The organism is Sphingosinicella humi (genome assembly GCF_003129465.1).
In the GTDB taxonomy this organism is placed as follows: Bacteria; Pseudomonadota; Alphaproteobacteria; order Sphingomonadales; family Sphingomonadaceae; genus Allosphingosinicella; species Allosphingosinicella humi.
Map to the genome: position 1 here is coordinate 107,467 of NZ_QFFF01000001.1, position 24,172 is coordinate 131,638.

Consider the following 24,172-nt stretch of genomic DNA (forward strand, 5'->3'; position numbering starts at 1 on the left):
GGATTCCCGCTTCCGCGGGAATGACGGGAAAGGATTCGGTTCAGGACCATTTCAAACTCCGGAGGCGAGCGTATCGAGTTGCAGGATGGGGAGCAGGATCGCCAGCACGATCACCGCGACGATCGCTCCCATGATGACGATGATGGCGGGCTCCAGCAGCGACAGCGCCGCGCTGGTGAAGCTGTCGAACTCGCGCTCCAGATAGTCGGCGGCGCGTTCCAGCATGATGTCGAGCTTGCCGGACGCTTCGCCGCTCGCCGCCAGGTAGACGAGCAGCGGCGGGAACACGCCGGCGCGCTTCAGCGCGGCCGACAGGCTGCCGCCGGTGCGGATCGCCTCGGTGATTTCCTCCGACGCCTGCCGAAGCGCACGGTTGTGGACGGTTTGCGTCGTGAGCTTCAGGCCTTCCAGCAGCGGCAGGCGGCTGCCGACCATGGTCGAGAGCGTTCGCGCCATGCGGGCGGCGTGCAGGTCGCGGATGAGGCGGCCGATCAGCGGCAGGCGCAGCAGCCGGCGATCGAAGCGCAGCCGCAGCGCTTCGTCCTGCAGCGCGCGCCCGATCAGCAGGCCGACGCCGATGAGGGCGAGGAGCAGCGCCCACCACCAATTGCCGAGGAATTCGGAAAGGGCGATGACGATGCGGGTGAGCAAAGGCAGCGCCTGCCCCACATCCTCGAACTGCTCGACCACCTTGGGCACGACGAAGATCATCAGCGCGAACACGACGAAGGTGGCGACGATGGCGAGGATGACGGGATAGGCGAGCGCGCTCATCACCTTTCCCCTGACCTCGGCCTGCCGTTCGAGCAGGTCCGCCATCCGCTCGAGGATCTGCGGCAAGGTGCCCGAGCTCTCGCCGGCCGAGACCATGGCGCGATAGAGCGGCGGGAAGCTGGTCCGCTCCCGGCCCATGGCCTCGGACAGGCGGCGGCCTTCGACGACGCCGCCATGGACGCTGTCGAGCACGCGGCGCACCATCTCCTGCTCGGCCTGGCGGGCGATGGTGCGCAGCGACTCCTCGAGCGGGCTCACCTGGACCAGGGTCGCCAGCTGCCGCGTGAAGAGCGCCAGCTGCTTTGCCGTGAGCTTCTTGCGGAGCAGCGCGCGGCGAGACAGCAAAGGCGGCGTCGCGGCGCCCGTCCCCCGCTCCAGCTTCACGACGAACAGCTTGCGCGCGCCAAGAGCGGCGCGGGCGTCCTCGACGGTCGCGGCCTTCACCGACCCGCGCCGTTCGCGTCCGGCGGTGTCGAGCGCGAGATAGTCATAGTCAGACATGTTCGGCTTCGGCTCCCCGGCGCGAAATCCTGACGGCTTCCTCGGCGGTCGTCACCCCGTCGCGGACCAGCGCCCGCGCGGCGGAGCCGAGATTGGGCGCGTTGCGAAAGGCATGGTTGGCGATCACCGCCTCGTCGCCATTGGCGTTGATCAGGCGACGGATGGACTCGTCGATGCGCACGGCCTCGAAGACGCCGATCCGTCCCTTGTAGCCGCTGTGGTTGCACTCGGAGCAGCCGCGCGCCTCGTAGATGACCGTGCCGGTATCGAAGCCGAGCAAGGCGCTCACCGATCCACTCGCCTGCACCGGCTCGCGGCAAGTGGGGCAGAGCCGCCGCACCAGCCGCTGGGCGATGACGGCACGCAAGGTGGAAGCGAGCAGGAACGGCTCGATCTTCATGTCGCGCAGGCGGGTGATGGCGCCCACCGCGTCGTTGGTGTGCACCGTGGAGAGCACGAGATGGCCGGTCAGCGAGGCCTGGACGGCGATGTCCGCCGTCTCGCGGTCGCGGATTTCGCCGACCATCACGACGTCGGGATCCTGGCGGAGGATGGCCCGCAGCCCGGTGGCGAAGCTGAGGCCCACCTTGTCGTTGACCTGGGTCTGGCCCACGCCCTCGATCGCATATTCGACCGGATCCTCGACGGTCAGGATGTTGCGGCTGCCGTCGTTGAGGAGGCGCAGGCCGGCATAGAGGCTCGTCGTCTTGCCCGAGCCGGTCGGACCGGTGACGAGGACGATCCCGTTCGGCTCGGCCAAGGCGTCCAGATAGATTTGATGGATGGCCGGCGGCATGCCGAGCACGTCCAGGTCGATGCCGGCATTGTCCTTGTCGAGGATGCGCAGCACCACTCGCTCTCCGGCGCGGCTGGGCAGCGTGGAGACGCGCACGTCGAGCAGCTTGCCGCCGAGCGTCAGGCCAATGCGCCCATCCTGCGGCACCCGCCGCTCGGCGATGTCGAGTCGGGCCATCACCTTGATGCGGCTCACCACCACCGGCGCGACATGGGGCGGCATGCGCAAAGTCTCGCGCAGCACGCCGTCGACCCGCATCCGCACGACGAGGCCGGATTCATAAGGTTCGATATGGATGTCCGACACGCCCTGCCGAGCGGCGTCGGCGATGATGCCGTTGATGAGCCGGATGGCGGGCGCGTCGTCGGCGCTGTCGAGCAGGTCGTCGGCGGTCGGGAGATCGGTCGCGAGATGGCTGAGCTCGTCGCCGAGGCCGAGCGTCCCCGCTGCGTCGGCGGCGGCCTGCCCGTCCATCGCATAGCGTTCGGAGAGGATGCGGTCGAACCTGTCGGGCGCCGCGAACTCGACGTCGAACGGTCGCGAGAGGAAGCGGCGAACCTCGATCAGGGTGCGCGGGTCGGCCCCTTCGCGCATGACGATCGAAAGATGCCCGTCCTGTTCGCCGAGCAGCGCCACGCCATGCCGCTTGGCGAAGCCGTAAGGGATGTTGAGCGGCAGCGACGCCTCTTGCGGCGCGGCTGGGTCCCCCACCTCGTCGGGTATCTTGTCGCCGCGGCTGATCTTCATCGAGGCACCTGGCTTTGCGGAACGGGGACGGGATCGACGACCGCGTCCCCCGGCTCGACCGCCGGCGCATAAAGGCGCGGATCAGTCGGCGGCGGCGCGAGCGACCTCGGCGGCACCGCGCCCATATAGTCGCGCACCAGCTCATCGATGCTCGGCTCCCGGTCCGGATTGCGCTGATACTGCATGCCGCGAATATAGCCGTATCGCCGCTCGGTCATGGCGCGCGCGTCGTCCGCCGAGCGCATGATCGTCGGCCGGATGAAGACCATGAGGTTGGTCTTGGCGCGCGAGCGTCCCCGCGACTTGAATAGCTCGCCCAGCAGCGGAATGTCGCCGAGGAACGGGATCTTCTCCAGGGTCCGCCGCTCATTGTCGTCGAGCAGGCCGCCGATGCCGACGATCTCGCCGTCGTCGACCGTGATGGTCGTCTCGATCTCGCGCTTGTTGAGGATGAGGTCGTTGAAATTGTTCGAGACCGGCCCTGCGATGGAACTCACCTCCTGGCGCAAGTCGAGCTTGATCGCGCCGCCGGCGTTGATCTGCGGCTTCACTTCGAGGACGATGCCGATCTCCTGGCGCTGCACGGTGCGGAAGGCATTGTCGAAATTGTCGGACAGCGCCTCGCCGGTGGTGATCGGTATCTCCTGGCCGACCAGGATGCGTGCTTCCTGATTGTCCAGGGTCATGATCGACGGCGTCGACAATATGTTGGAGTTGTTGTCCCGCTGCACCGCGTTGACGATCGCCCCAAAGACCTCGTTGCCGCTGCGAAAAGCCCCGCCGATGAGCGCGCCAGACGAGCCCGCGATCTCGCCGACTGCGGCTTCGGTCAGCGCATCGGCGAGGTCGCCGAGGCCGTTCGAATCATCGTCGTCGTCATCCTTATCGTCGTCGCGCCGCAGCTCGTTGGCGATCACCGCGCCGGCGACCACGTTCATGTTAGGCGTGATGTTCGAATAGTTGGTGACGGCGAACGGGATGTTCGATCCCTTGAGCCCCGAAAGGAACAGCTGCACGCCGAGCTGCTTGGCGGCGGTGTCGGAAATCTCGACGATGATCGCCTCGACGAGCACCTGGGCGCGGCGGACGTCCAGTTGGCGGATGACCTCGCCCAGCATGCGCTGCACGTCGTTGGGCGCGGCGATGACGATGGCGTTGGCGCCCTCGAAGCGCGTGACGACCGCCGCCTTGTTCCCGAACACGCTGGCGCCGGTCGACAGCGAGGCGGCTTGCGGCGCGGGCGCATTGGTATCGCCATTGGCGACGGGCGCCGGGCCGGCCGTGGGGCCGGACGCCTGGCCCAGAAGGCGCTGTAGTACCGGCAGCAGCTGCTCGGCATCGGCATGTTCCAGGAAGATGACGCGAAGCTCCGTCCCGCTCGCCGCCCGTTCATCGAGCTCACGCGCCATCTCCATCAGCCGCGCGACGGTCGCCGCATCGCCGCGGAAGGCGATGGAGTTGGAGCTGTCGATGGGAACGACCGAGGCGGCCGCCCCGCCCTCGCCACCGGCCGCAACCAGCGTCGACAAGGCTTCGGCGATCTCGCGCGCGCCGGCATTTTCCAATGTCAGCATCTGCGTCGCCGCGGTGTCGCGGTCGATGCCGGCCAGTATCTGGCGGATGCGCGCGATATTGTCCGCGAAGTCGACCACGATCAGGCTGTTGCGGTTGGCCGTGACCGAGCCTTCCTTGCTCACCAGCGGCCGTACCGTCTCCGCCGCCGACGCGGCGTCGATGTTCCTCAGGCGGAAGATCTCGGTGACGAAGCTGCTGGGGCTCGTCGCCCTGCCGACCTGTGCGGTGCTGGCGGCGGTGGAGGCGGGCTGGATGCGCAGCGCCCCGCCCGGCCCCGGCACCGCGACCAGGCCATTGGCGCGCAGGGTCGACAGGAACAGCTCGAAATATTCCGATCGCGACAGCGGCCGCTGCGTCACCACCGACACCTTTCCCTGCACGGCGGAGTCGATGATGAAGGTGCGGCCCGTCACCCGCGCGGCGTCCTCGATGAAGGCGCGGATATCGGCCTCGCGCAGGTTCAGCACATATTGCGACCAGGCCGGCGTCACCGAAACCGAGGCGAGCGCCAGGGCAAGCGCGATGCGAAGGCGCTTCATCGATCCGCCCCCACGCGCAGCGACAGCAGGCGGCCGTCTCGATCGACCTGAAGGATCGCCTCGCGCCCGTCGATCTCGGCCGCGAGCCGACGTGCGTCGTCGGCGGAGCGGATCGACCGTCCGTTGACCGACAGGATCACGTCGCCGGGTGCGAAGCCGGCCGCCCGAAAAGCATCGCCGCTTCCCGCCGGCTGGACGACGACGCCCCTGACCTCTCCACCCTCCATGCGAGGGGCGAAGCGCATCTGGGAGGCGGCGGGAGGGACGACGGGCGGCGCCGGCGCGATCTCGGAGACCGCATTGCCATCCGGCGCCACCACCGTCGCCGGCGGCGACTGGTCGAGAAAAAGCTGCTCGGCAGTGCCGCCGCGGGTGATGACCACGCCGTCGAAGCCCACCGACTGGAGCGTCACGCCCGGCACGATCTCCCCGCCGACTTCGAAGCTTTGCTGCCGCCCGTCGGGTGTGCCGATGATGGCCGAGCCACGTCCGCTGGCGCGGTTCTCGCGCACGCCGAACAATTTCAAATCGAGGGAGGTCACAACCATAGGGCCGCTATCGCCGCTCAGCCGGAAGAATGGATCGAAATCGCCGAGCCCCGAAGCGTCCGACGAAACCGCCGGAGAGAGGGCGCTCTTTGCCGTCCATTCGCCCACCGGCCCGACCGGGGTCGCCAAGGTCCAGACGAGCCGCGCGCCCTGAATCGCGAGCAGCGTCAGGAGCAGCAGCTCCATCGCCGTGTAAACAGTATTCCGCGGCACCCGGCGCAACAGGCGACGGGCCCGCGGATCCAAAGCTAGACGCATTCCATGACTCCACCCCTCGGCCCCTAGGTGCCCACCATGACACAGCGATTGTGGAATTGTGACAGGAAATTGAATCCGTCGATTTCGGTGGAAATCACCTCGACGTCGCTTATGCCGCACCCATGCAGACCGCCGATCGCCTGACTCGCGCCGAAGGGATTCAGAAGGTCCCCTCGCCCAAGCTCGATCTATTCATCAGGAAGGGTTTCATCGGTCCGGACGAATGCGCCGGCCTCATTGCTCTCATCGATGCCGAGCGCCGCCCGTCCACCATAGCCGATGACGGCGGCGACGCCCTGTTCCGGACGAGCGAGACCTGCGACCTCGATTCGCGCCACCCCGCCGTCGCCGCGTTGGAAGAGAAGATCGCCGCCTTCACCGGCCTCGATCCGAGGCTCGGGGAACCGGTCCAGGGCCAGCGCTATGGCGAGGGCCAGGAGTTCAAGGCGCACACCGATTATTTCGAGCCGAACGGCGCCGACTTCCTCCGCTACTGCGCCGTGTCGGGGCAACGCACCTGGACGGTGATGATCTACCTCAACGAGCCCACCGCCGGCGGCGCCACCCGCTTCAAGACGATCGGCAAGACGATCCAGCCCGAGACCGGCAAGCTCCTCGCCTGGAACAATCTGAAGCCGGATGGAAGCGTCAACGCCAACACGCTCCACCACGGCATGAAGGTGCGAAGCGGCACGAAATATATCGTGACCAAATGGTATCGGGAGCGGCCCTGGGGCTAAAGTCCTCGTCATTGCGAGGATCGAAGCGACGAAGCAATCCAGATGGACATCTCCGCAGCTCTGGATTGCTTCGCTACGCTCGCAAATGACCGGTAGGCACAAACAGGTTGGGCGGCGCCTCTAGGGAAGAGCGCCGCCCAGGCCTCTTCTTTAGAACGTCATACCTAGACCCAGGCTGAACACGCGGCCGAGATCGTAGCTGTTGGTGTCGATGCGGCTGCCGTTGAGCGTCTGATACTCCTCGTAATTCTCACCGAGAAGGTTCCGCGCCTCGAACTTCAGCTCCATGTCGGCGCCCAGCAGTCGGATGCCTTCGCGAGCCACGAAATCGAGGCGGAACCCCGGCTCCTCGATCAGGTCCGGCTGGCCCGAGGGCCCCCGATTGGTGACGCGCCGGCTGGCATAGGTCAGCATCAGCGTCTGCTGCGACAGGCGGTCCTGGTTCTCGAGGCCGATCTGGAGGTTGGCGAGATGCCTGGACTGGCCGGTCAGCCGCGATCCGTCGGCGAAGAGATTGGTCGCCTGCACCGGCATGCCCCCGCTTCCGATCGGGATGGTCGTGTCGTTCGGTCCCACCTTTATGTCGGAATCGGTGAAGGTGTAGTTGCCGATCAGCACCAGCCGCCTGGCGGCGAAGAAATCGCTGCTCGAGACCATGTCGAGCGGCACATATTTCTGCACCTCGATCTCGCCGCCGACCAGCGTCGCCTCAGGCGCGTTGGCGAAGGTGGTGAAGAAGGTGCCGCCCTGCTCGAACGCAACCGCCTCGATCGGCCGGTCGATCTTCTTGTAGAAGCCGGCGAGGCTGACGCGCTGGTCAGGTCCGAAATAATATTCGTAGCGCGCCTCGGCGTTGAACAGTTCGCTGTCGGTCAGGAACTGGTTGCCGAAGAAGGTGCGGTCCGTCTCGGTGTCCAGATATTGCTGCGGCGCCAGCTCGCGGAACTGCGGGCGGGCGATCGTCTTGGAGGCGTGCAGCCGGAACTGCATGTCCTCGGCGAAATTCCAGGTGAGCGTCGCCGCCGGCAGCCAATAGCTGTTCTCGACCTCGGTCGGAACGACATTGGCGCCGCCCAGGCCGAACAGGTCGATCGGCGTCACGCTCTGCTTGCCGTCTTCGAAGCGGACGCCGGCTTGCAGCCGCAAGGTCGGCACCAGTTCCGCCTCGACCTGGGCATAGGCACCGAAAACCTCGAGATCGGCCTCATAGGCCGCGACGCCGGCGGCGCTGGAGACGTCGGTGAGGACGATATCCCAGGTGTGGACGTTGTAATCGGACAGAAGATAGTCCGGCCGCTGCTGCGTCACCAGGAAAGGCAGCGCGTCGAGCGGCGTGTAGCGGAACTCCCGCCGTTCGGCCGAGCGATCGTTCTTAAAGTAGGAGAGGCCCGCCGAGGCCGTGATCGCCCGCGTCGTCGGCAGCTCATAGGCGAGGTCGGCCGACCCCGAATAGACATTGTCGCTAAGGTCGCTGAAAGCGATGCGCGCATATTCGCCGTTGGAGCGAAGATCGTTCACGAAGTCGTTGGCAACATTGTTGAAACGGTAGCTGATCGTCCGCTCGTACGGCGACTCGCGCTGCGAGTTGGCGTAGGTGCCGCGGATGTCGAGGCTCACCGGATCCCAGTCGAACTCGCCGACCAGCTGGGTGTCGATCAGCTGCCGCTCGAACCAGGCGGTGTTGCCGATGTTGAGCAGGTCGTCGCCGACGTTGATCTGGTCGGTGCCGGTCTGGATGCGCGCTTCCTTGATCGTGTCGCGAATATAGAGATTGGTCCAGCGCAGCGCATGCTCGCCGAACTCGAGGCCGAGGCCAAGCAGGCCGTTCACGACGATTCGGTTCTCGGTCGAAAGGAAGCGGAAATCCTGGTCCGGCTTCAGTATCTCGCTGCCGTCGTCGCCGATCGCGATGCCGCCGGCGAGCTGCTGAAGCCCGCCCTTGGTCTGCCACTTATTGTCCCAGCCCGCCGCCGCGATGACGCCGAAGCGGCTGGAGCCGATGTCCCAGCTCTTGCCGGCGCTGACGTTGAGGCTGCCGTTGATTGGAATGTCATTGTTGCGCTGGATAAGCGTGGTGGGGGCATTCACCAGGCTGGCGGTGAAGCCCTTGACCTGCTCCTCGCTGAAATTGGGGCCGATGACGATCAGATTGCCGCTGTCCATCGCCGCGGCGAGGCCGGCGGGAATGTCGCGCGTGCCGTCGTCGAAGCCGGTCCAGTCGGTATCGCCGCCATAATAGGTGTAGCCGAGCTCGCCGGTCGTCTCGGTGTCGAAGCCGAGGCTGCCGCCGATGGTGAGGAAGGCTTCGTCCGGCATCGACTTGGTGGTGAGGTTGACGACGCCGCCGCCGAACTCGCCCGGATAATTGACCGAATAGCTCTTCTGCACGACCGAGCTGGCGATCACGTCCGTCGGGAAGATGTCGAGCGGCACGACCCGCCGCAGCGGCTCGGGCGACGGCAGCGGCGAGCCGTTGAGAAGCGCCAGCGAATAGCGCTCGCCGAGGCCGCGCACATAGACGAAACGGCCGCCGACGACGCTGAGGCCGGTGATCCGCTTGAGGGCGCCGGCGATGTCGCCCTCGCCCGTCCGCGCGATATCTGCCGTCGACAGGACCGAGATGACTTCCGGGGTGCGGCGGATCGCATTGGGGATGTTGCGCCCCACGACGACGATGTCGGCCGCAGCCGCCGGAGCACCCGGTCCCGATATCTCGATCTCTTCCTCGACCGGCTCCACCGGCGGAACTTCCGCGGCGGGCTCGGGTGCGGCGTCGACCGTCTGGGCGAGCGCGGCCGGCGCGATGAGGGCGGTGGACAGGAGCAGCAGGCTCCCGAAGGCGGCGATATTCCTCATGAGCGATATTCCAGGATAAAAGGAGGGGCGGCGGCCGAAGCCGCCGCCCGAAGCAGGTTCGGCGAAGGGATCAGGCGCCCGTGCTCGGCACCGGAGCCGCCGTGCAGGACGGGGAGTTGGTCCCCAGCCCGCAGGTCCAACCCTGCCACCAGGTGTCGTTCTGGTCGCGGACGGCGCCGATATAGTCGACGTCCTCGAAGAAGCTCCGGACCGAGCTGGCTTGGAAGGCCGTCACCGCATTCTCGTTGGCGCCGTTGATGAAGACGCTAGTGAGGGTCGAGGTGCCATCGGACACGTTATTCGTGCCGGCGCCGAAGATCGCTGCGATCTGGGCGGCGGTGACGCTCGTGTCATCGCGGAACGGATCGGCGCAGGAGAGGAACACCGATTCAAACCGCGGCGGCCCCTTCTCGTCGAGCGCGGCGTCGGCCGCCTGGACCGTCGCATTACCGTCGATGTCGAGGCAGATGGGAGCGCCCGTCACGACCGAGTTGAGGAGCGTGAAATCCATGCCGCCGCGAAGCAGGAGCGAGTCCGGATTATCCGCCGCGCCGCCGCTGACGAAGGTCGCATTCGCGATCGCCGTGTCCTGACGTGGAGTGGCGTTTTCGTTGCCCGAACTGTCGCCCTCGATGATCCGGTCACCGCCGGTGCTCCGCTGGACGACGAGCGCGAACTGGATCGCCCCCTTGAAGCCGGTGTCGGTGTCGATGCTGTCATCGTCAGCGCCGGTGACGACGATATACTTCTGGTTCACCGTGCCGCCGAACCATTCGATGCCGTCGTCCGAGCTGTTGTGGACCTGGACATGGTCGATGGTCGTGCCGGCTCCGACACCCGCGAGGGTGATGCCGTTCAGTTCGTTGCCCGGCGAGACTTCGAAGCCCGGATAGCGGACCTGCACGTAACGGATGCGGCCGCTATTGTCGTTCGGCGAGGCGCCGCCGTAGAAAGCGTCGCCCGAGGTACCTTCGACGGCGCCCTGGCAGCCCACGCTGCCGCCCGGCACGTTGCCGATGCAGTCGCTGATCGGCGCGCGGCCGAGGACGACGAGCCCGCCCCACTGGCCGATCGAGTCGGCGCCCGCCGTGCCTTCGACATTCTGGCGGCTGGTGAAGATGATCGGCTGCGTCGCCGTGCCTTCGGCGAAGAGCTGCGATCCGCGGTTGACGAGCAGGAAGTCCGCACCAGACGAGCCGAAGAGGACGACGCCCGGCTCGATGGTGAGGATGCCCTGCTGACCGCCCGGCGCATTGCCGTCGCCGCCGACATCGACGCCAACCGTGACCGCGCCCGAGAGGGAGTAGATCACGCCGGGAAGGTTCGCGATCGTCCGATTGCCGGTGATCGTGCCCGAAATCTGGCAGTTCCGAAGGTCGTTGATGACGCCGACATTGGCGGTGCCGGCGGGGCAGTCCGCGGCGGGGCCGCCCGGGGTCGGAGTGGGCGTCGGGGTCGGGGTGGGAGTCGGCGTGGGCGTCGGAGTCGGAGTCGGCGTCACGATCACGCCTTCACCGGGTGACGCCACATCGTCGGCACCGCAGGCCGCGAGCGGAATGACCGTGCCGATGAGAAGAGCTTTACGAAGAATAGACATTCTAGTTTCCCCCTTGCTGGAGCCAGTGCCGAGACACGAAGCGTGGACTCGACGCTCCGTTCTTCTGGTTGGCCAACTAGGGAGGTTCCGTGATGGATATATTACAGCCGCATAATCAACTGCAATAATCATGGATTATTACTTACGTAGCACAAACGTAATCTTATTTACGCCGATTCGTAACATCGCTGCAACAATGTTTAACGCTGACTGCTGTTCTGCTCGACCTTTCCAGTCATCCTCCGGCCAGCGCGGATGAAGGCGATCTCGATCGTGCGGGCGCTGGCGAGTTCGGCCGACAGTTCCAGCACCTTCTCCTCGCTCCTGAAGGCCTGGCCGTTGATGCTGACGATCACGTCGCCCGGCTTCAGCCCCGCCCGCTGAAAAATGGCGAGTTGGGCGCCCGGGCGAATCGCGAAGCCCTTGATCCGGCCATCTTCCTTCAGCGGCATCAGGCCGGTCCGGAACTCCAGCGTCTCCCGCCGCCGATCCGGGTTCGCCTCGCTCGCCGCCGCCGCCACCGCGGTCGGGGCGATCTCTCGTGCTGCCTTGTCGAACTCCAGGCGGCTCTCGCCTGCGGACGTGGCGAGGATGACGTGCCGCAAGGCGACCGCCTTCAGCGTGACGCCCGGCAAGACCTGCCGGCCGACCGGGACCGATCGCTGGCTGCCGTCCGGAAAGCCGATGATCGCGGTCCCGCCCCTCGGACCGCCGCCCAGCACGCCGCGCAGCACGAGGCCGGACAAGGATGCGGCAGGCGGGAGCGGGGGCGGCGCCGGCGGTGCCGCTCCGGAAGACGGTTGATGAAAGGCCGGTACGGGCGGAGGCGACTCGTCTCTCGGCTCTTCTGGCGCCGAGGTCGGTCCGCCGGTCGGCACGAACAGATAAAGGAGGAAAGCCAGCAGCGCCGCCGCGCCGGCGACGAGGAAGCGGCGCTCGCGCGGATTGAGGTCGGCAAGGCATGTGGCGATCGGTCCCATCGGGCCGGACTAGGCCGCGCCTGTGACAGGCCGGTGACCGACGTCAGCGCGCGATCAGCAGCCAGATCGGCCAGGCGGCGATGGCCATCAGCGTGCCGAGCGGCAGGCGGTCGGTCCCAGTCACCTTCTCGCCCCTCAGCCATTGGGTCAGCACGGCGGCAAGCCCGAGCAGCCCCGCTCCCAGCAGCACGATGGGAAGCTGCTGCCACCCCAGCCAGGCGCCGATCGCCGCCAGCAGCTTGGGATCGCCGCCGCCGAGGCCCTCCCAGCCCCTCAGGCGCTTGTAGATCACCGCGACGAGCCAGAGGATCAGATAGCCGATGGCCGCGCCGATCAGCCGGTCCTGGAGCGCGGGGCCCATGCCGATCCAGGCGACGCCCCAGCCCGCCGGCAGCAGCGGCAGGGTCAGCTTGTCCGGCAGCCACTGATGCTCGAGATCGATGAGCGCGATCAGCAGCAGCCACCAGCCGAGCAGCGCCGTTGCCAGGGCCAGCGGGAGCGGATGCGCCAGCGTGGCGACCAGGCCGATCGCGGCGGCGGCGATCTCGACGGCGACGTGGCGAGAGTCGATCGCGGCGCCGCACCGGCGGCAGCGTCCCCGCTGAAGATAGTAGGACAGGATCGGCACGAGCTCAGCCGGCCCCAGCGCTTCTCCACAGCTGTCGCAGCTCGATCGGCCGCCGAGGACCGAGCGCCCTTGCGGCCAGCGGATGAGGATGACGGCCAGGAAGCTGCCGACGATGGCGCCGAACCCCAGCCCGGCGAGCGCCGTCAGGAGAAGGCTCAATCCGCGGCGGCGAGCGTGCGCCGCGCCTGGACGAGATGGGGGCGGTCGATCATCCGGCCGTCGAGCGACAGCGCCCCGGCGCCCGGATTCGCCTCGAACGCCGCCACGACCGCGCGCGCATGGGCGATCTCGGCCTCGGACGGCGTGAACGCCTCGTTGATCACCGCCACCTGCGCCGGATGGATCGCCATCATGCCGGTGAAGCCGTCCCGCCGCGCCCGGGCGGCATAGGCGGCCAGCCCGTCCAGGTCACGAAAGGCCGGATAGACCGTCTCGATCGGCGCCACCCCCGCCGCCGCCGCGCCGAACAGGCAGAGCGAGCGCGCAAGCTCGTAAGGCGGCGTATAGCGCCCATCCTCCTCGCGCGACGTCGCCGCGCCGATAGCAGCCGGCAAATCCTCCGCGCCCCAGGTGAGGCCGGCGAGGCGCTCAGACACTTCGGCGTAGGAACCCAGCCCGAAAATCGCCGCCGGAGTTTCGGTCGCGATCGGAAGGACCAGAGGATTCTGTTCGTAGAAGACTCCTGCAAAGTCGAGACGCATCTCCAGCCGCCTCACGTCTTCGAAGCTTTCGCATTTCGGAAGAACGATTCCCTCGGGCCTCTCACGAACGACAATCAGGTCTTCGTTGGCAAGCTCGGTATCCAGCGGATTGATCCGCACGAACAGGGGCACAGTTCGGTCGCGGGCGAGAAAGGCGAGCACCGCGTCGCGCGCCTCCGCCTTCCGCTCGGGAGCGACGGCGTCCTCCAGGTCCAGAATCAAGGCATCCGCGCCGGCGCCCAGCGCCTTCTCCATCCGATCCGGCCGATCGCCCGGCACGAAGAGCAGCGAGCGGAGCCTCATCGTTAGTTCGTCATTCCCGCGAAAGCGGGAATCCAGACGAAGGTCATGCCAGGCGCCGAAGCCGCTTGGATTCCCGCCTTCGCGGGAATGACGGAAAACCCGATCACCCCGCCCTCCGCTGCATCAAGGCCGTCCGCTCGCAGACGCAGACGACTTCATCTCGCTGGTTCAGCATCCGGTGCTCGAAGGTCACGATCCCCGCCTCGGGCCGCGAACTGGAATCCTTGAGGCCGATCACCTCCGTCTCCGCCCGGAGCGTGTCGCCGATGAACACCGGCTTGGGCATCCGCACCTTGTCGTAGCCGAGATTGGCCACCAGCGTCCCCAACGTCGTGTCCCCCACCGACAGCCCCACCATCAACGCGAAGGTGAAAGTGCCGTTGACGACGATCCGCCCAAACTCGGTCGCGCCCGCATATTCCGCGTCGATATGCAGCGGCTGCGGATTGTGGGTGAGCGTAGAGATGAGAAGGTTGTCCGTCTCCGTCACCGTGCGATGCGGCTGATGCTCCAGCCGATCGCCGACGGTCCATTCGTCGAAATAGCGGCCAGGCATTATCGCCCCTCCCTCCTTGTGGGGGAGGGTTGCGAAGACTTGGCAGCTTGCTGCCTAGTCGCAGCTGGGTGGGGGGTAAGCGCTCGCCTCGCAAGCGCGCGAGGCTTCGCCTCGCTCACCCCCATCCAACTCCGCCTAAGCTCGCTTCGCTCACTAAGGCTCCATATCCTTCCCCCATCGAGGGGGAAGGCTGCGCTCCGTGCCATCACTCCCCCTTCTCCACCCGCACCAGCATCGTCCCCTCCGTCACCTGCGCGCCCTCGGCCGCATTCAGCTCCGCGACAATGCCATCGAAGGGGGCGACGAGGCTATGCTCCATCTTCATCGCTTCCAGGGTCACCAGCTTTTGGCCCTTCATGACCTTGTCCCCCTGCCGCGCATCAACGGCGATCACGCGCCCCGGCATCGGAGACAGCAGCGAACCATCCGAAGCCGCGCCGCCCGCTGCTCCCCCACCCGCGCCGGGCAGCTTGAAGGCGAAAGCCTGGCCCTCCGCGAACACCAGCATCGTGTCCCCGCTCGCCGTCGCGACGCCGGCCAGCTCCGCATCCTCGGAAACCGCGATCGTCCGCGTCTCGCCCCCATGGCGCAGCGCCACCCGCCAATCCGCCTCGGCATTGGCCCTGAATCCCTGCAACGCCCGCCACGGATCGGCCGCATCCGACGGCCCGCCGAAGTCCGACGCCAGCACCGCTTCCGCCGCCATGTTCCAGACGCCTTCGGGCGGCATGGAGTCGGGAACCAGGCTGTCGAGCCGCGCCGGAATGAAGGCGGTGTCCACCTCCCCGGCCCGGAAATCGGCGTCCGCCGCCGCGCGGGCCAGGAAGGCGGCATTGGTCTTCACCGGCCAGACCTCGACCTGCTCCAGCGTTTCGACCAATGCCTCGATGGCCTCATCCCGGGTCCGGCCATGGGCGATCAGCTTGGCGATCATCGGGTCGTAATAGGGGCTGATCCGGTCGCCTTCCTCGACGCCCGTATCGACGCGAATGCCGCGCCCCAGCACGAAATGGTCGAGCCGCCCGGTCGAGGGCAGAAACTCCTGCGCCGGGTCTTCGGCATAGAGCCGCGCCTCCATCGCCCAACCGTCGATCGAAAGCTCCTCCTGCCGCTTCGGCAGAGGCTCGCCGCTCGCCACCCGAAGCTGCCACTCAACGAGGTCCTGCCCGGTAATCTCCTCGGTCACCGGATGTTCGACCTGGAGCCGCGTGTTCATCTCCATGAACCAGATGCGGTCGGCGCGGAGGCCTTGGGAGGCATCGGCGATGAACTCGATCGTCCCGGCGCCGACATAATCGACCGCCCGCGCCGCCTTCACCGCCGCCTCGCAGACGGCGGCGCGTGTCGCCTCGTCCATGCCCGGCGCCGGCGCTTCCTCGATCACCTTCTGGTGGCGCCGCTGGAGGGAGCAGTCGCGCTCGAACAGGTGGACGACATTGCCATGGCTGTCCCCGAACACCTGCACCTCGATATGGCGCGGGCGTTCGATATATTTCTCGATCAGCACCTTGTCGTCGCCGAAGGACGCCGCCGCCTCGCGCTTGCAGCTCGTCAGCATGTCGGCGAACTCGGACGCGGCGTTGACCTTGCGCATCCCCTTGCCGCCGCCGCCCGCCACGGCCTTGATCAGCACCGGATAGCCGATCGCGTCGGCCTCCGCCTTCAGCCGATCCGGCGCCTGATCGTCGCCCAGATAGCCGGGCGTCGTCGGCACACCAGCCTCGTCCATCAACCTCTTGGCCGCATCCTTCAGCCCCATCGCCCGAATGCTCGCCGGGCTCGGTCCCACCCAGACCAGCCCCGCCTCCATCACCGCCTCGGCGAACTCGGCATTCTCCGACAGAAACCCATAACCCGGATGCACCGCCGCCGCCCCCGCGGCCTTGGCGGCGACGAGTATCTTCTCCCCCACCAGATAGCTCTCGCGCGCCGGCGAAGCCCCAATATGCACCGCCTCATCCGCCTCCCGCACATGCAGCGCCTGCCGGTCCGCGTCGGAGAAAACGGCGATGGTGCGAATGTCGAGGCGGCGCGCGGTGCGAATGATCCGGCATGCGATCTCGCCCCGGTTAGCGATGAGGAGGGAGCGGATCACGAAAAATCCTCCCCGGAACGGGGAGGGGGACCAGCCGAAGGCTGGTGGAGGGGCCGAAGCCTACGACACTGCTCGACGATCCCAAGCACCACACCCTCCAGATTCTTCAACACCTCACGCGCGGGAACACGCATCACTGTGAATCCAAGCTCCTGCAAATACGCGTCCCGTCTCTCGTCCCTCGCCGGCCGATCGCCACGATCATGCGCCTCGCCATCCACCTCTATACCGAGCCGCGTCTCCAGACAGGCGAAGTCCAACACATAAGGATTCTGAGGAAACTGCTTTCGAAACTTGAAGCCCTCCGGCCGCTGCCGAAGCTCACGCCACAGCAGCACTTCCGGTAAGCTCATTTCCTTCCGCAACTGACGTGCGCGCTTCACCGTCTCATCAGAAGCGCCGACGGTTCGGTGCTTGACGCGACGCCGTTCCTCCCCGGAACGGGGAGGGGGACCGCGACGCGGAGCGGCGTGGTGGTGGGGCCGGAGCGCGGCCTGTGAGTCAGCATCGGCCCCTCCACCAGCCTTCGGCTGGTCCCCCTCCCCGTTCCGGGGAGGATTTTGAGGCCTCGACTCCACCATCACATCCGGAACAGGCCGAAATTGGCCCGCTCCGGGATCGGCGCGTTCAGCGTCGCCGCGAACGCCAGCCCCAGCACGTCCCGCGTCTGCACAGGATCGATAATACCGTCATCCCACAGCCGCGCGGTGGCGTGGTAGGGGTTACCCTCACCCTCGTAGCGCTGCCGAATGGGCGCCTTGAACGCCTCCGCCTCCTCCGGCGTCCAGCTCTCAGCGTCCTTGTGAACCGTTGCCAGCACGCTCGCGGCCTGCTCGCCGCCCATGACGGAAATGCGGCTGTTAGGCCAGGTGAAGAGGAACCTCGGCGAATAGGCCCGGCCGCACATGCCGTAATTGCCGGCGCCGAAGCTGCCGCCGATCAGCACGGTGATCTTCGGCACCTGCGCCGTCGCCACCGCCGTCACCAGCTTGGCGCCGTTCTTGGCGATCCCCTCCGCCTCATATTTGCCGCCGACCATGAAGCCGGAGATGTTCTGGAGGAACAGCAGGGGCGTCCGCCGCTGGCAGGCGAGCTCGATGAAATGCGCGCCCTTCAAGGCGCTCTCGCTGAACAGGATGCCGTTATTCGCCAGGATCGCGACCGGCATGCCCCAGATGCGCGCGAAGCCGCACACCAGGGTCGTGCCATAGAGCGCCTTGAACTCGTGGAACTCGGAGCCGTCGACGATGCGGCCGATCACCTCGTGCACGTCGTAGGGGGTGCGCACATCGTCGGGAATGATGCCGTAAAGCTCCTCCGGATCGAGCTTCGGCTCCACCGGCTCGGCGATGTCGAGATCGACGGCCTTCACACTGTTCAATCGCGACACGATATCGCGGACGATCGCCAGCGCATGATCGTCATTCTCGGCGAGGTGGTCGACGACGCCGGACTTGCGGGCATGGAGGTCGCCGCCGCCCAGGTCTTCCGCCGAAATGACCTCGCCCGTCGCCGCCTTCACCAGCGGCGGGCCGGCGAGGAAGATCGTGCCCTGGTTCTTCACGATCACCGTCTCGTCGGACATGGCCGGAACATAGGCGCCGCCCGCCGTGCAGCTTCCCATCACGCAGGCGATCTGGGCCAGCCCCTCCGCCGACATCTGCGCCTGGTTGTAGAAGATGCGCCCGAAATGCTCGCGGTCCGGAAACACCTCGGCCTGGTGCGGCAAATTGGCGCCGCCGGAATCAACCAGGTAGATGGACGGCAACCGGTTCTGCAGCGCGATCTCCTGCGCGCGCAGATGCTTCTTCACCGTCATCGGATAGTAAGTGCCGCCTTTGACGGTGGCGTCGTTGCAGACGATCATCGCCTCGCGCCCGGAAACGCGGCCGATCCCCGCGATCATCCCCGCGCCCGGTACCTCGCCCTTGTACATGTCGCAGGCGGCGAGTTGCCCGATCTCCAGGAAGGGCGACCCCGGATCGAGCAGCCGCGCCACGCGGTCTCGCGGCAGCAGCTTGCCCCGCGCCACATGCCGCTCGCGATGCTTCTCCGCCCCGCCCAGCGCCGCCTCCGCCACCCGCGCCCGCAGGTCGTCGGCCAGGACCCGGTTGTGCACGGCATAGCGGCGGAAGGTGTCGGAGCCCTCGTCGATCTTGGACGTGATCTGCGTCACTGGCGCTCCCCCCTCGTCATAGCGACGAGCGTAGCGACGAAGCAATCCAGCCGCCGCACTGGGCCTCGCTGCGCTCGCAATGACGGCAGAAACACCTTCATGCCGACATCTCCACCGGCCGCTTGCGGATGAGGTAACGGTAGATGCCGAGCAGGTTGATCCCGAACAGCACGATATTCTGCGTCAAGAGCCCCCCTTCCTCGTCCATCAGCCCATAGCCGACCCAGGCCAGGCTGGCGAAGGCGAACAGCACGAACCCCCAGCCCGTCACCCGCCGCCCGAAATCGAGCGAGATCATGAACGCCGCGACGATCCCGCCGATCGTGGCGAACCATTCGAGCGCGGGGATCATTGGACCGCCCCTCTCTTCGTCATCCCCGCGAAAGCGGGGATCCCGCTTTTTCTTTTTCGGCGTCGGGGCGGAAGTGAAGCGGGATTCCCGCTTTCGCGGGAATGACGGGAGAGAGTGCCCATCATGCGCCGATCAATTCCCGCCCGATCAGCATCCGCCTGATCTCGTTCGTCCCCGCGCCGATATCGAGCAGCTTGGCGTCACGGGCATAACGCTCCACCGGCCAGTCCTTCGTATATCCGGCACCGCCCAAGGCCTGGATCGCCTCCAGGCTCGTCCGCACCGCATTCTCGCTCGCCAGCAGAATGGCGCCCGCCGCGTCGAACCGCGTGGTCTTGCCCGCATCGCACGCCCTGGCCACCGCATAGACATAGGCCCGGGCCGAATTCAGCGCGACGTACATGTCCGCGATCTTGGCCTGCATCAGCTGGAAGCTGCCGATCGGCTGCCCGAACTGCTTGCGCTCCCGCACATAGGGAATGACGACGTCCAGGCACGCCTGCATGATGCCGAGCTGGATGCCGGCGAGCACCGTGCGCTCATAATCGAGCCCGGACATCAGCACCCCGACGCCGCCATTTTCCGGCCCCATCACATTCTCTTCCGGCACCTCGCAGTCGTTGAAGACCAGCTCCCCCGTCGGCGAGCCGCGCATGCCCATCTTGTCGAGCTTCTGACCCGTAGAGAAGCCGGGCATGTCCTTCTCGATGATGAAGGTGGTGATGCCCCGGCTCCCCTCGCCGGTCTTGGCATAGACGACCAGCGTGTCGGCATAGGCCGCGTTGGTGATCCAGAATTTGCTGCCGTTGAGGAGGTAGCGATCGCCCTTCCGATCGGCGCGAAGCTTCATGCCGACTACGTCCGATCCGGCCCCCGCCTCGCTCATCGCGAGCGCCCCGACATGCTCGCCCGAGATCAGCTTGGGCAGATATTTCGCCTTCTGCTCGGCATTGGCCCACCGCCGTATCTGGTTGACGCAGAGGTTCGAATGCGCGCCGTAGCTGAGGCCGATCGAGGCCGAGGCCCGCGCCACTTCCTCCTGCGCGACGACATGCTCCAGATAGCCAAGTCCGAGACCGCCATCCGCTTCGTCGACCGTGATGCCATGAAGCCCCAGCGCCCCCATCTCCGGCCACAGCTCCTTGGGGAACCAGTCCTCCTCGTCGATCTTCGCGGCCAGCGGCGCGATCCTGTCGGCGGCGAAGCGGCGGGTAGTCTCGCGGATGGTATCGGCCATCTCGCCGAGCGCGAAATCGAGCCCGAATTCGGACATGTCTGGTCTCCTGTTCGGCCTCGGCCCTAGCAGAGCCCCGCCGATTTGAACAAGCGGCCGCGCGAGACTATGTGCAGCGCACAACTTTCTCGTTCGTCCCGAGCGTAGTCGAGGGGCGCCCGTGATGACTCAGTGCCAACGCCCCTCGACTACGCTCGGGACGAACGATGCCTAGGAGTTCGACCACACCATGACCGCCACCGCCGACCCGATCGTCATCCTCTCCTACGCCCGCACGCCGATGGGCGGCTTCCAGGGCAGCCTTGCCGGCGCCACCGCCACCGAATTGGGCGCCACCGCCGTCCGCGCTGCGGTCGAGCGCGCCGGCGTCTCCGCGCAAGACGTCGAGCGCTGCTACATGGGCTGCGTCCTCCCCGCCGGTCTCGGCCAGGCCCCGGCGCGCCAGGCCGCGCTCGGCGCCGGCCTTCCCAAATCCACCGAAGCCGTCACCATCAACAAGATGTGCGGCTCGGGCATGAAGGCGGCGATGATGGCCGCCGACAGCCTGGCGGCCGGCAGCGCCGACATCATCGTCGCGGGCGGCATGGAGTCGATGTCCAACGCCCCCTATCTCCTGAAGAAGCACCGCGCCGGCGCCCGCATCGGCCACGACACCGTCTACGACCACATGATGCTCGACGGCCTCGAAGACGCCTACGAGCCTGGCCGCGCCATGGGCACTTTCGCGGAAGCCACCGCCGGCGAGTATCAGCTGACGAGGGCGGCGCAGGACGAATATGCCATCGAATCCCTCACCCGCGCCCAGACCGCACAGAAGAGCGGCTGGTTCGACAAGGAGATCGTCGCCGTCGAGGTGAAGACCCGCAAGGGCGCCGAGACGGTGGACAAGGACGAGCAGCCGCTGAAGGGCGACGCCTCCAAGATCCCGGCCTTGCGCCCCGCTTTCTCCAAGGACGGCACCATCACCGCCGCCAACGCGTCGAGCATCTCCGACGGCGCCGCCGCCCTGGTCATGACCCGCGCCTCGACCGCCGAGGCCAAGGGCCTGAAGCCCGTCGCCCGCATCGTTGCCCACACGGCTCACGCCCGCGAGCCGGCCCAGTTCACCACCGCCCCGATCGGCGCCATCGAGCGGCTGCTGGAAAAGACCGGCTGGAAGATCGGCGACGTCGACCTGTTCGAGATCAACGAGGCCTTCGCCTGCGTCACCATGTTCGCGATGAAGGACCTCGGCATCCCGCACGACAAGGTCAACATCCACGGCGGCGCCACCGCCATGGGCCACCCGATCGGAGCCTCCGGCGCCCGCATCCTCGCCACCCTCATATCGGCCCTCGAACGCACCGGCGGCAAACGCGGCATCGCCAGCCTCTGCATCGGCGGCGGCGAAGCCACCGCTATGGCGGTGGAGTTGATCTAAAAGACCCTCCCCGGAACGAGGAGGGGGACCGCACGAAGTGCGGTGGAGGGGCCGCCGAAGGCGGAACAGCGCATGATCTACAAAGTCCGCCAGCTGTCGTCAGACGACCTCCCCGCCTTCGACGCCCTCCTCACTCTGTTCGGCGATGTCTTCGAAGACCCCGCGAGCTACGACGAGCGCCGCCCCCGCCCCGCCTACCTCGCGCGGCTCCTGCAACGCGACACCTTCGTCGCCCTCGCGGCCTTCGAGGGCGACCAAGTGCTGGGCGGCCTCGCCGCCTACGTCCTCGACAAGTTCGAGCGGGAACGCTCCGAGATCTATATCTACGATCTCGCCGTCGACGCCGCCCATCGCCGCCGCGGCATCGCGACCGCCCTCATCGCCGAACTCCAGAAGGTCGCCGCCCAGCGCGGCGCCTGGGTCATCTACGTCCAGGCCGATTATGGCGACGATCCCGCCGTCGCCCTCTACACCAAGCTCGGCACCCGCGAGGACGTCATGCACTTCGACATCCCGGTGCCAGCACGGCAGCCGTAAAGACTCTTGGCTGCCCGCAAGAGCCAGCCCACTAGTCTCGTTCACGTCGCACCTACCATCCAGTGGTTCCCTCCGTCATTGCGAGCGTAGCGAAGCAATCCAGTACGGCCTCTGCGGCAGGACTGGATGCCGCGTCGCTCCGCTCCTCGCGATGACGACCACCCGTTCATCGACCGAACAAGTTCAATGACTTAAACTGTGTCCATGATGGCGCGCCTCGATTCCGACCGCCTCAAATCCGCGCTCGGCGTCGCCGCCTTGCACGCGGCTCTCGGCTATGCCTTCGTTGCCGGCCTGGGCTTCGAGCTTCCCGCCACGGTTGACAGCTACCTCAAGCTGTTCGACGTCCGCGCCCTGCCGCCGCCGCCGCCGCCCGTCGCGCAGGCCGACCCCGACAGCGAACGCACGCCCGAGCCCGAAGGCGCCGCTGCCCCGCCGAACCTCAAGGCGGACCCCGCCCCGATCGTCGCGCCAAAGCCCGAGATCGTCATCCCCATCCCGCCGCCCGTCGTCGCCGCGCCCGTGGCTGGCACCGGCCCCGCGCCCTCCGCCGGCGCCTCGGACCGGCCTGGCCCCGGCACAGGAGCGGGCGGCGAAGGGACGGGCACCGGCAGCGGCCGCTTCGGCAGCGGCACCGGTGGCGGAGGCGCCGCCACCCCAGCTCGCCAGATCGCCGGCCGCATCGTCGATTCCGATTATCCCCGCGCTGCCCGCCGCGCCCGCGACGAAGGCCGCGTCCGCGTCCACTTCACCGTTGCGACCAACGGCCGCGCCACCGACTGCCGCGTCGTCATGAGCAGCGGCCACCCCGAACTCGACGCCACCACCTGCCGCCTCATCGAACGCCGCTACCGCTTCGAACCGGCGCGGGACGCGCGAGGGCAGCCCGTGCCCGAGACCAAGGGTTGGGAACAGGTCTGGTGGCTGGAGGGACGCTAGCCCGCGACTTAGGAGCGCCTGCGAGGAGCCGAACGTGTTGCGGGCCGTCAGCCCGCTCATGCTCTCCGCCCAACCGACACTCCGCCACCGCGAGTCGAGGAACGGACGCCCTCGCGCATCCGCTGGAAGGGCATGGACGAACTCATTTTAGAACCCGCGCGCGCCTGGCTTCCCGGTTGGGCGGAGGGTCCCGCGACGCTGGCGGCGGCACTGCTGATAGCGCTCGTCCTTCACTGGCTGCTGATGCACGTCGCAGGGCGCATCGCCCGGCGCTCTGAAGGACTCGACACCGGCATCGTCACCTGCGCCGGCCAGCCGCTGCGCCTGCTGTTCATGGTGGCCGCCTTCATCGCCGTGCTGCCGGCGCTCGACCTGGGGACGAAGAGCGAGGAGGTCGTGCGCCGCGTCCTCGCCTTGGCCGTTCCCGGCCTGCTCGGCTGGCTGGCCATCCGGTTCCTCAAGACCGTCCGCGGCATCGTCGAGCACCGCTCGGACATCTCGGTCCGCGACAACCTCCGCGCCCGCCGGCGCCGCACCCGTGTCGCCATCCTCTATCGCGTGGCGGTGATCCTGGTCGGAGTCGTCACCCTCTGCTTCATGCTGATGACGATCCCGTCGGTTCGCGCCGTCGGCCTCACCCTTTTCGCCTCGGCGGGCATAGCCGGCCTTGCCGTCGCGGCCGCCGCCCAGCCGGCGCTCAAGAACCTCATCGCCGGCATCCAGCTCGCCTTCACCGAACCGATCCGCATCGACGACGTCGTCATCGTCGAGGGCGAATGGGGCCGGATCGAGGAGATCCGACTCACCTATGTGGTCGTGCGCGTCTGGGACGATCGGCGCCTCGTCGTCCCCGTATCGAAGTTCCTCGAGAATAGCTTCCAGAACTGGACCCGGCAGTCGGCCGATCTCCTCGGCACCGTCTTCCTCCATGTCGATCCCACCGTCGACGTGCCGCCGATCCGCGAGAAGCTCATGGAGCTGGTGAAGGCGCATCCGCTCTGGGACGGGCGCGTCGCCGTCCTCCAGGTGACCGAGGCGAGGCCCGAGGCGGTCGAGCTGCGCGCTCTCGTCAGCGCCCGCGACGCAGGCGAGGCCTTCGATCTTCGCTGCGACGTCCGCGAGCGGTTGCTTGCCTATATCCGCGACACCCAGCCGCATGCCCTGCCCCGTAGCCGGACGGAATGGGTCGAAGCGGGGGATGAGAATGCCAGCCGACATTCATTCATGTTCCCCGGCGAAAGCCGAGGTCCAGAAGGGCGGAAGAGCTGGGCCCCGGCTTTCGCCGGGGAGCAGGACCGCGACGTCGGCGACCGCTGAAGA

The 24,172-nt window shown here is 67.2% G+C and carries 20 protein-coding genes; 5 read left to right on the plus strand and 15 right to left on the minus strand.

Annotated elements, in window-relative coordinates; translation table 11 throughout:
* Positions 1-51: 51 nt before the first annotated feature.
* The 4 genes from gspF to DF286_RS00590 are packed head-to-tail and all read right to left on the minus strand — an operon-like array spanning position 52 to position 5,738.
* Positions 52-1,275: a type II secretion system inner membrane protein GspF gene (gene gspF / locus DF286_RS00575; protein WP_109269667.1), complete on the minus strand. Its 1,224-nt coding sequence runs from the start codon at positions 1,273-1,275 to the stop codon at positions 52-54.
* The gene (gene gspE / locus DF286_RS00580; protein WP_109269668.1) at positions 1,268-2,818 is read right to left on the minus strand and encodes a type II secretion system ATPase GspE; all 1,551 of its coding nucleotides are present in this window, start codon (positions 2,816-2,818) and stop codon (positions 1,268-1,270) included. Before gspE ends, gspF begins: the two co-directional genes overlap by 8 nt.
* Positions 2,815-4,932 (minus strand): type II secretion system secretin GspD, encoded by a 2,118-nt coding sequence (gene gspD, locus DF286_RS00585; protein ID WP_109269669.1) that lies wholly within the window; start codon positions 4,930-4,932, stop codon positions 2,815-2,817. The genes gspE and gspD overlap by 4 nt, the downstream gene beginning before the upstream one ends.
* Positions 4,929-5,738: a type II secretion system protein N gene (locus DF286_RS00590; RefSeq protein WP_109269670.1), complete on the minus strand. Its 810-nt coding sequence runs from the start codon at positions 5,736-5,738 to the stop codon at positions 4,929-4,931. Before DF286_RS00590 ends, gspD begins: the two co-directional genes overlap by 4 nt.
* Before the next feature lie 122 nt (positions 5,739-5,860).
* Between DF286_RS00590 and DF286_RS00595 the strand changes: the two genes are divergently transcribed.
* A complete protein-coding gene (locus tag DF286_RS00595; RefSeq protein ID WP_109269671.1) occupies positions 5,861-6,478 on the plus strand; it encodes a prolyl hydroxylase family protein in 618 nt (205 codons plus the stop codon).
* Between the two features lie 150 nt (positions 6,479-6,628).
* On the opposite strand, the gene DF286_RS00600 is transcribed toward DF286_RS00595, so the two are convergent.
* The 11 genes from DF286_RS00600 to DF286_RS00655 all read right to left on the minus strand — a co-directional run bounded on the left by DF286_RS00600 (position 6,629) and on the right by DF286_RS00655 (position 19,995).
* A complete protein-coding gene (locus DF286_RS00600) occupies positions 6,629-9,334 on the minus strand; it encodes a TonB-dependent receptor domain-containing protein (RefSeq protein ID WP_109269672.1) in 2,706 nt (901 codons plus the stop codon).
* A 70-nt stretch (positions 9,335-9,404) separates the two neighbouring features.
* The gene (locus DF286_RS00605) at positions 9,405-10,931 is read right to left on the minus strand and encodes a hypothetical protein (RefSeq protein WP_158274579.1); all 1,527 of its coding nucleotides are present in this window, start codon (positions 10,929-10,931) and stop codon (positions 9,405-9,407) included.
* Positions 10,932-11,131: 200 nt separating this feature from the next.
* Positions 11,132-11,911, minus strand: a complete 780-nt coding sequence (locus DF286_RS00615) for a PDZ domain-containing protein (protein WP_109269675.1) — start codon at positions 11,909-11,911, stop codon at positions 11,132-11,134.
* A 43-nt stretch (positions 11,912-11,954) separates the two neighbouring features.
* A complete protein-coding gene (locus DF286_RS00620) occupies positions 11,955-12,698 on the minus strand; it encodes a prepilin peptidase (RefSeq protein WP_109269676.1) in 744 nt (247 codons plus the stop codon).
* Complete coding sequence (locus DF286_RS00625) at positions 12,695-13,543, minus strand: HpcH/HpaI aldolase/citrate lyase family protein (protein WP_109269677.1); 849 nt, start codon at positions 13,541-13,543, stop codon at positions 12,695-12,697. The genes DF286_RS00620 and DF286_RS00625 overlap by 4 nt, the downstream gene beginning before the upstream one ends.
* Positions 13,544-13,646: 103 nt before the next feature.
* A complete protein-coding gene (locus tag DF286_RS00630) occupies positions 13,647-14,099 on the minus strand; it encodes a MaoC family dehydratase (RefSeq protein WP_109269678.1) in 453 nt (150 codons plus the stop codon).
* 205 nt (positions 14,100-14,304) lie between these two features.
* A complete protein-coding gene (locus DF286_RS00635; RefSeq protein ID WP_109269679.1) occupies positions 14,305-16,194 on the minus strand; it encodes an acetyl/propionyl/methylcrotonyl-CoA carboxylase subunit alpha in 1,890 nt (629 codons plus the stop codon).
* Positions 16,191-16,775 carry an endonuclease domain-containing protein gene (locus DF286_RS00640; protein WP_341533221.1) on the minus strand — a complete coding sequence of 195 codons (585 nt, stop codon included), beginning with the start codon at positions 16,773-16,775 and terminating at the stop codon, positions 16,191-16,193. Before DF286_RS00640 ends, DF286_RS00635 begins: the two co-directional genes overlap by 4 nt.
* Positions 16,775-18,370, minus strand: coding sequence for a carboxyl transferase domain-containing protein (locus tag DF286_RS00645; protein ID WP_109269681.1), 1,596 nt, complete (start codon positions 18,368-18,370; stop codon positions 16,775-16,777). The genes DF286_RS00640 and DF286_RS00645 overlap by 1 nt, the downstream gene beginning before the upstream one ends.
* Positions 18,371-18,467: 97 nt before the next feature.
* Positions 18,468-18,722, minus strand: a complete 255-nt coding sequence (locus DF286_RS00650) for a hypothetical protein (RefSeq protein WP_109269682.1) — start codon at positions 18,720-18,722, stop codon at positions 18,468-18,470.
* A gap of 121 nt (positions 18,723-18,843) precedes the next feature.
* A complete protein-coding gene (locus DF286_RS00655; protein ID WP_109269683.1) occupies positions 18,844-19,995 on the minus strand; it encodes an isovaleryl-CoA dehydrogenase in 1,152 nt (383 codons plus the stop codon).
* A 190-nt stretch (positions 19,996-20,185) separates the two neighbouring features.
* Between DF286_RS00655 and DF286_RS00660 the strand changes: the two genes are divergently transcribed.
* From DF286_RS00660 to DF286_RS00675, 4 genes are all read left to right on the plus strand, one after another.
* On the plus strand, positions 20,186-21,376 hold the full coding sequence (locus tag DF286_RS00660) for an acetyl-CoA C-acyltransferase (RefSeq protein WP_109269684.1): 1,191 nt from the start codon (positions 20,186-20,188) through the stop codon (positions 21,374-21,376).
* 72 nt (positions 21,377-21,448) lie between these two features.
* A complete protein-coding gene (locus tag DF286_RS00665) occupies positions 21,449-21,913 on the plus strand; it encodes an AAC(3)-I family aminoglycoside N-acetyltransferase (RefSeq protein ID WP_109271901.1) in 465 nt (154 codons plus the stop codon).
* Positions 21,914-22,117: 204 nt separating this feature from the next.
* On the plus strand, positions 22,118-22,852 hold the full coding sequence (locus tag DF286_RS00670) for an energy transducer TonB (RefSeq protein ID WP_109269685.1): 735 nt from the start codon (positions 22,118-22,120) through the stop codon (positions 22,850-22,852).
* Positions 22,853-22,984: 132 nt separating this feature from the next.
* Positions 22,985-24,169, plus strand: a complete 1,185-nt coding sequence (locus tag DF286_RS00675) for a mechanosensitive ion channel family protein (RefSeq protein ID WP_109269686.1) — start codon at positions 22,985-22,987, stop codon at positions 24,167-24,169.
* The last annotated feature ends 3 nt before the right edge of the window (positions 24,170-24,172 follow it).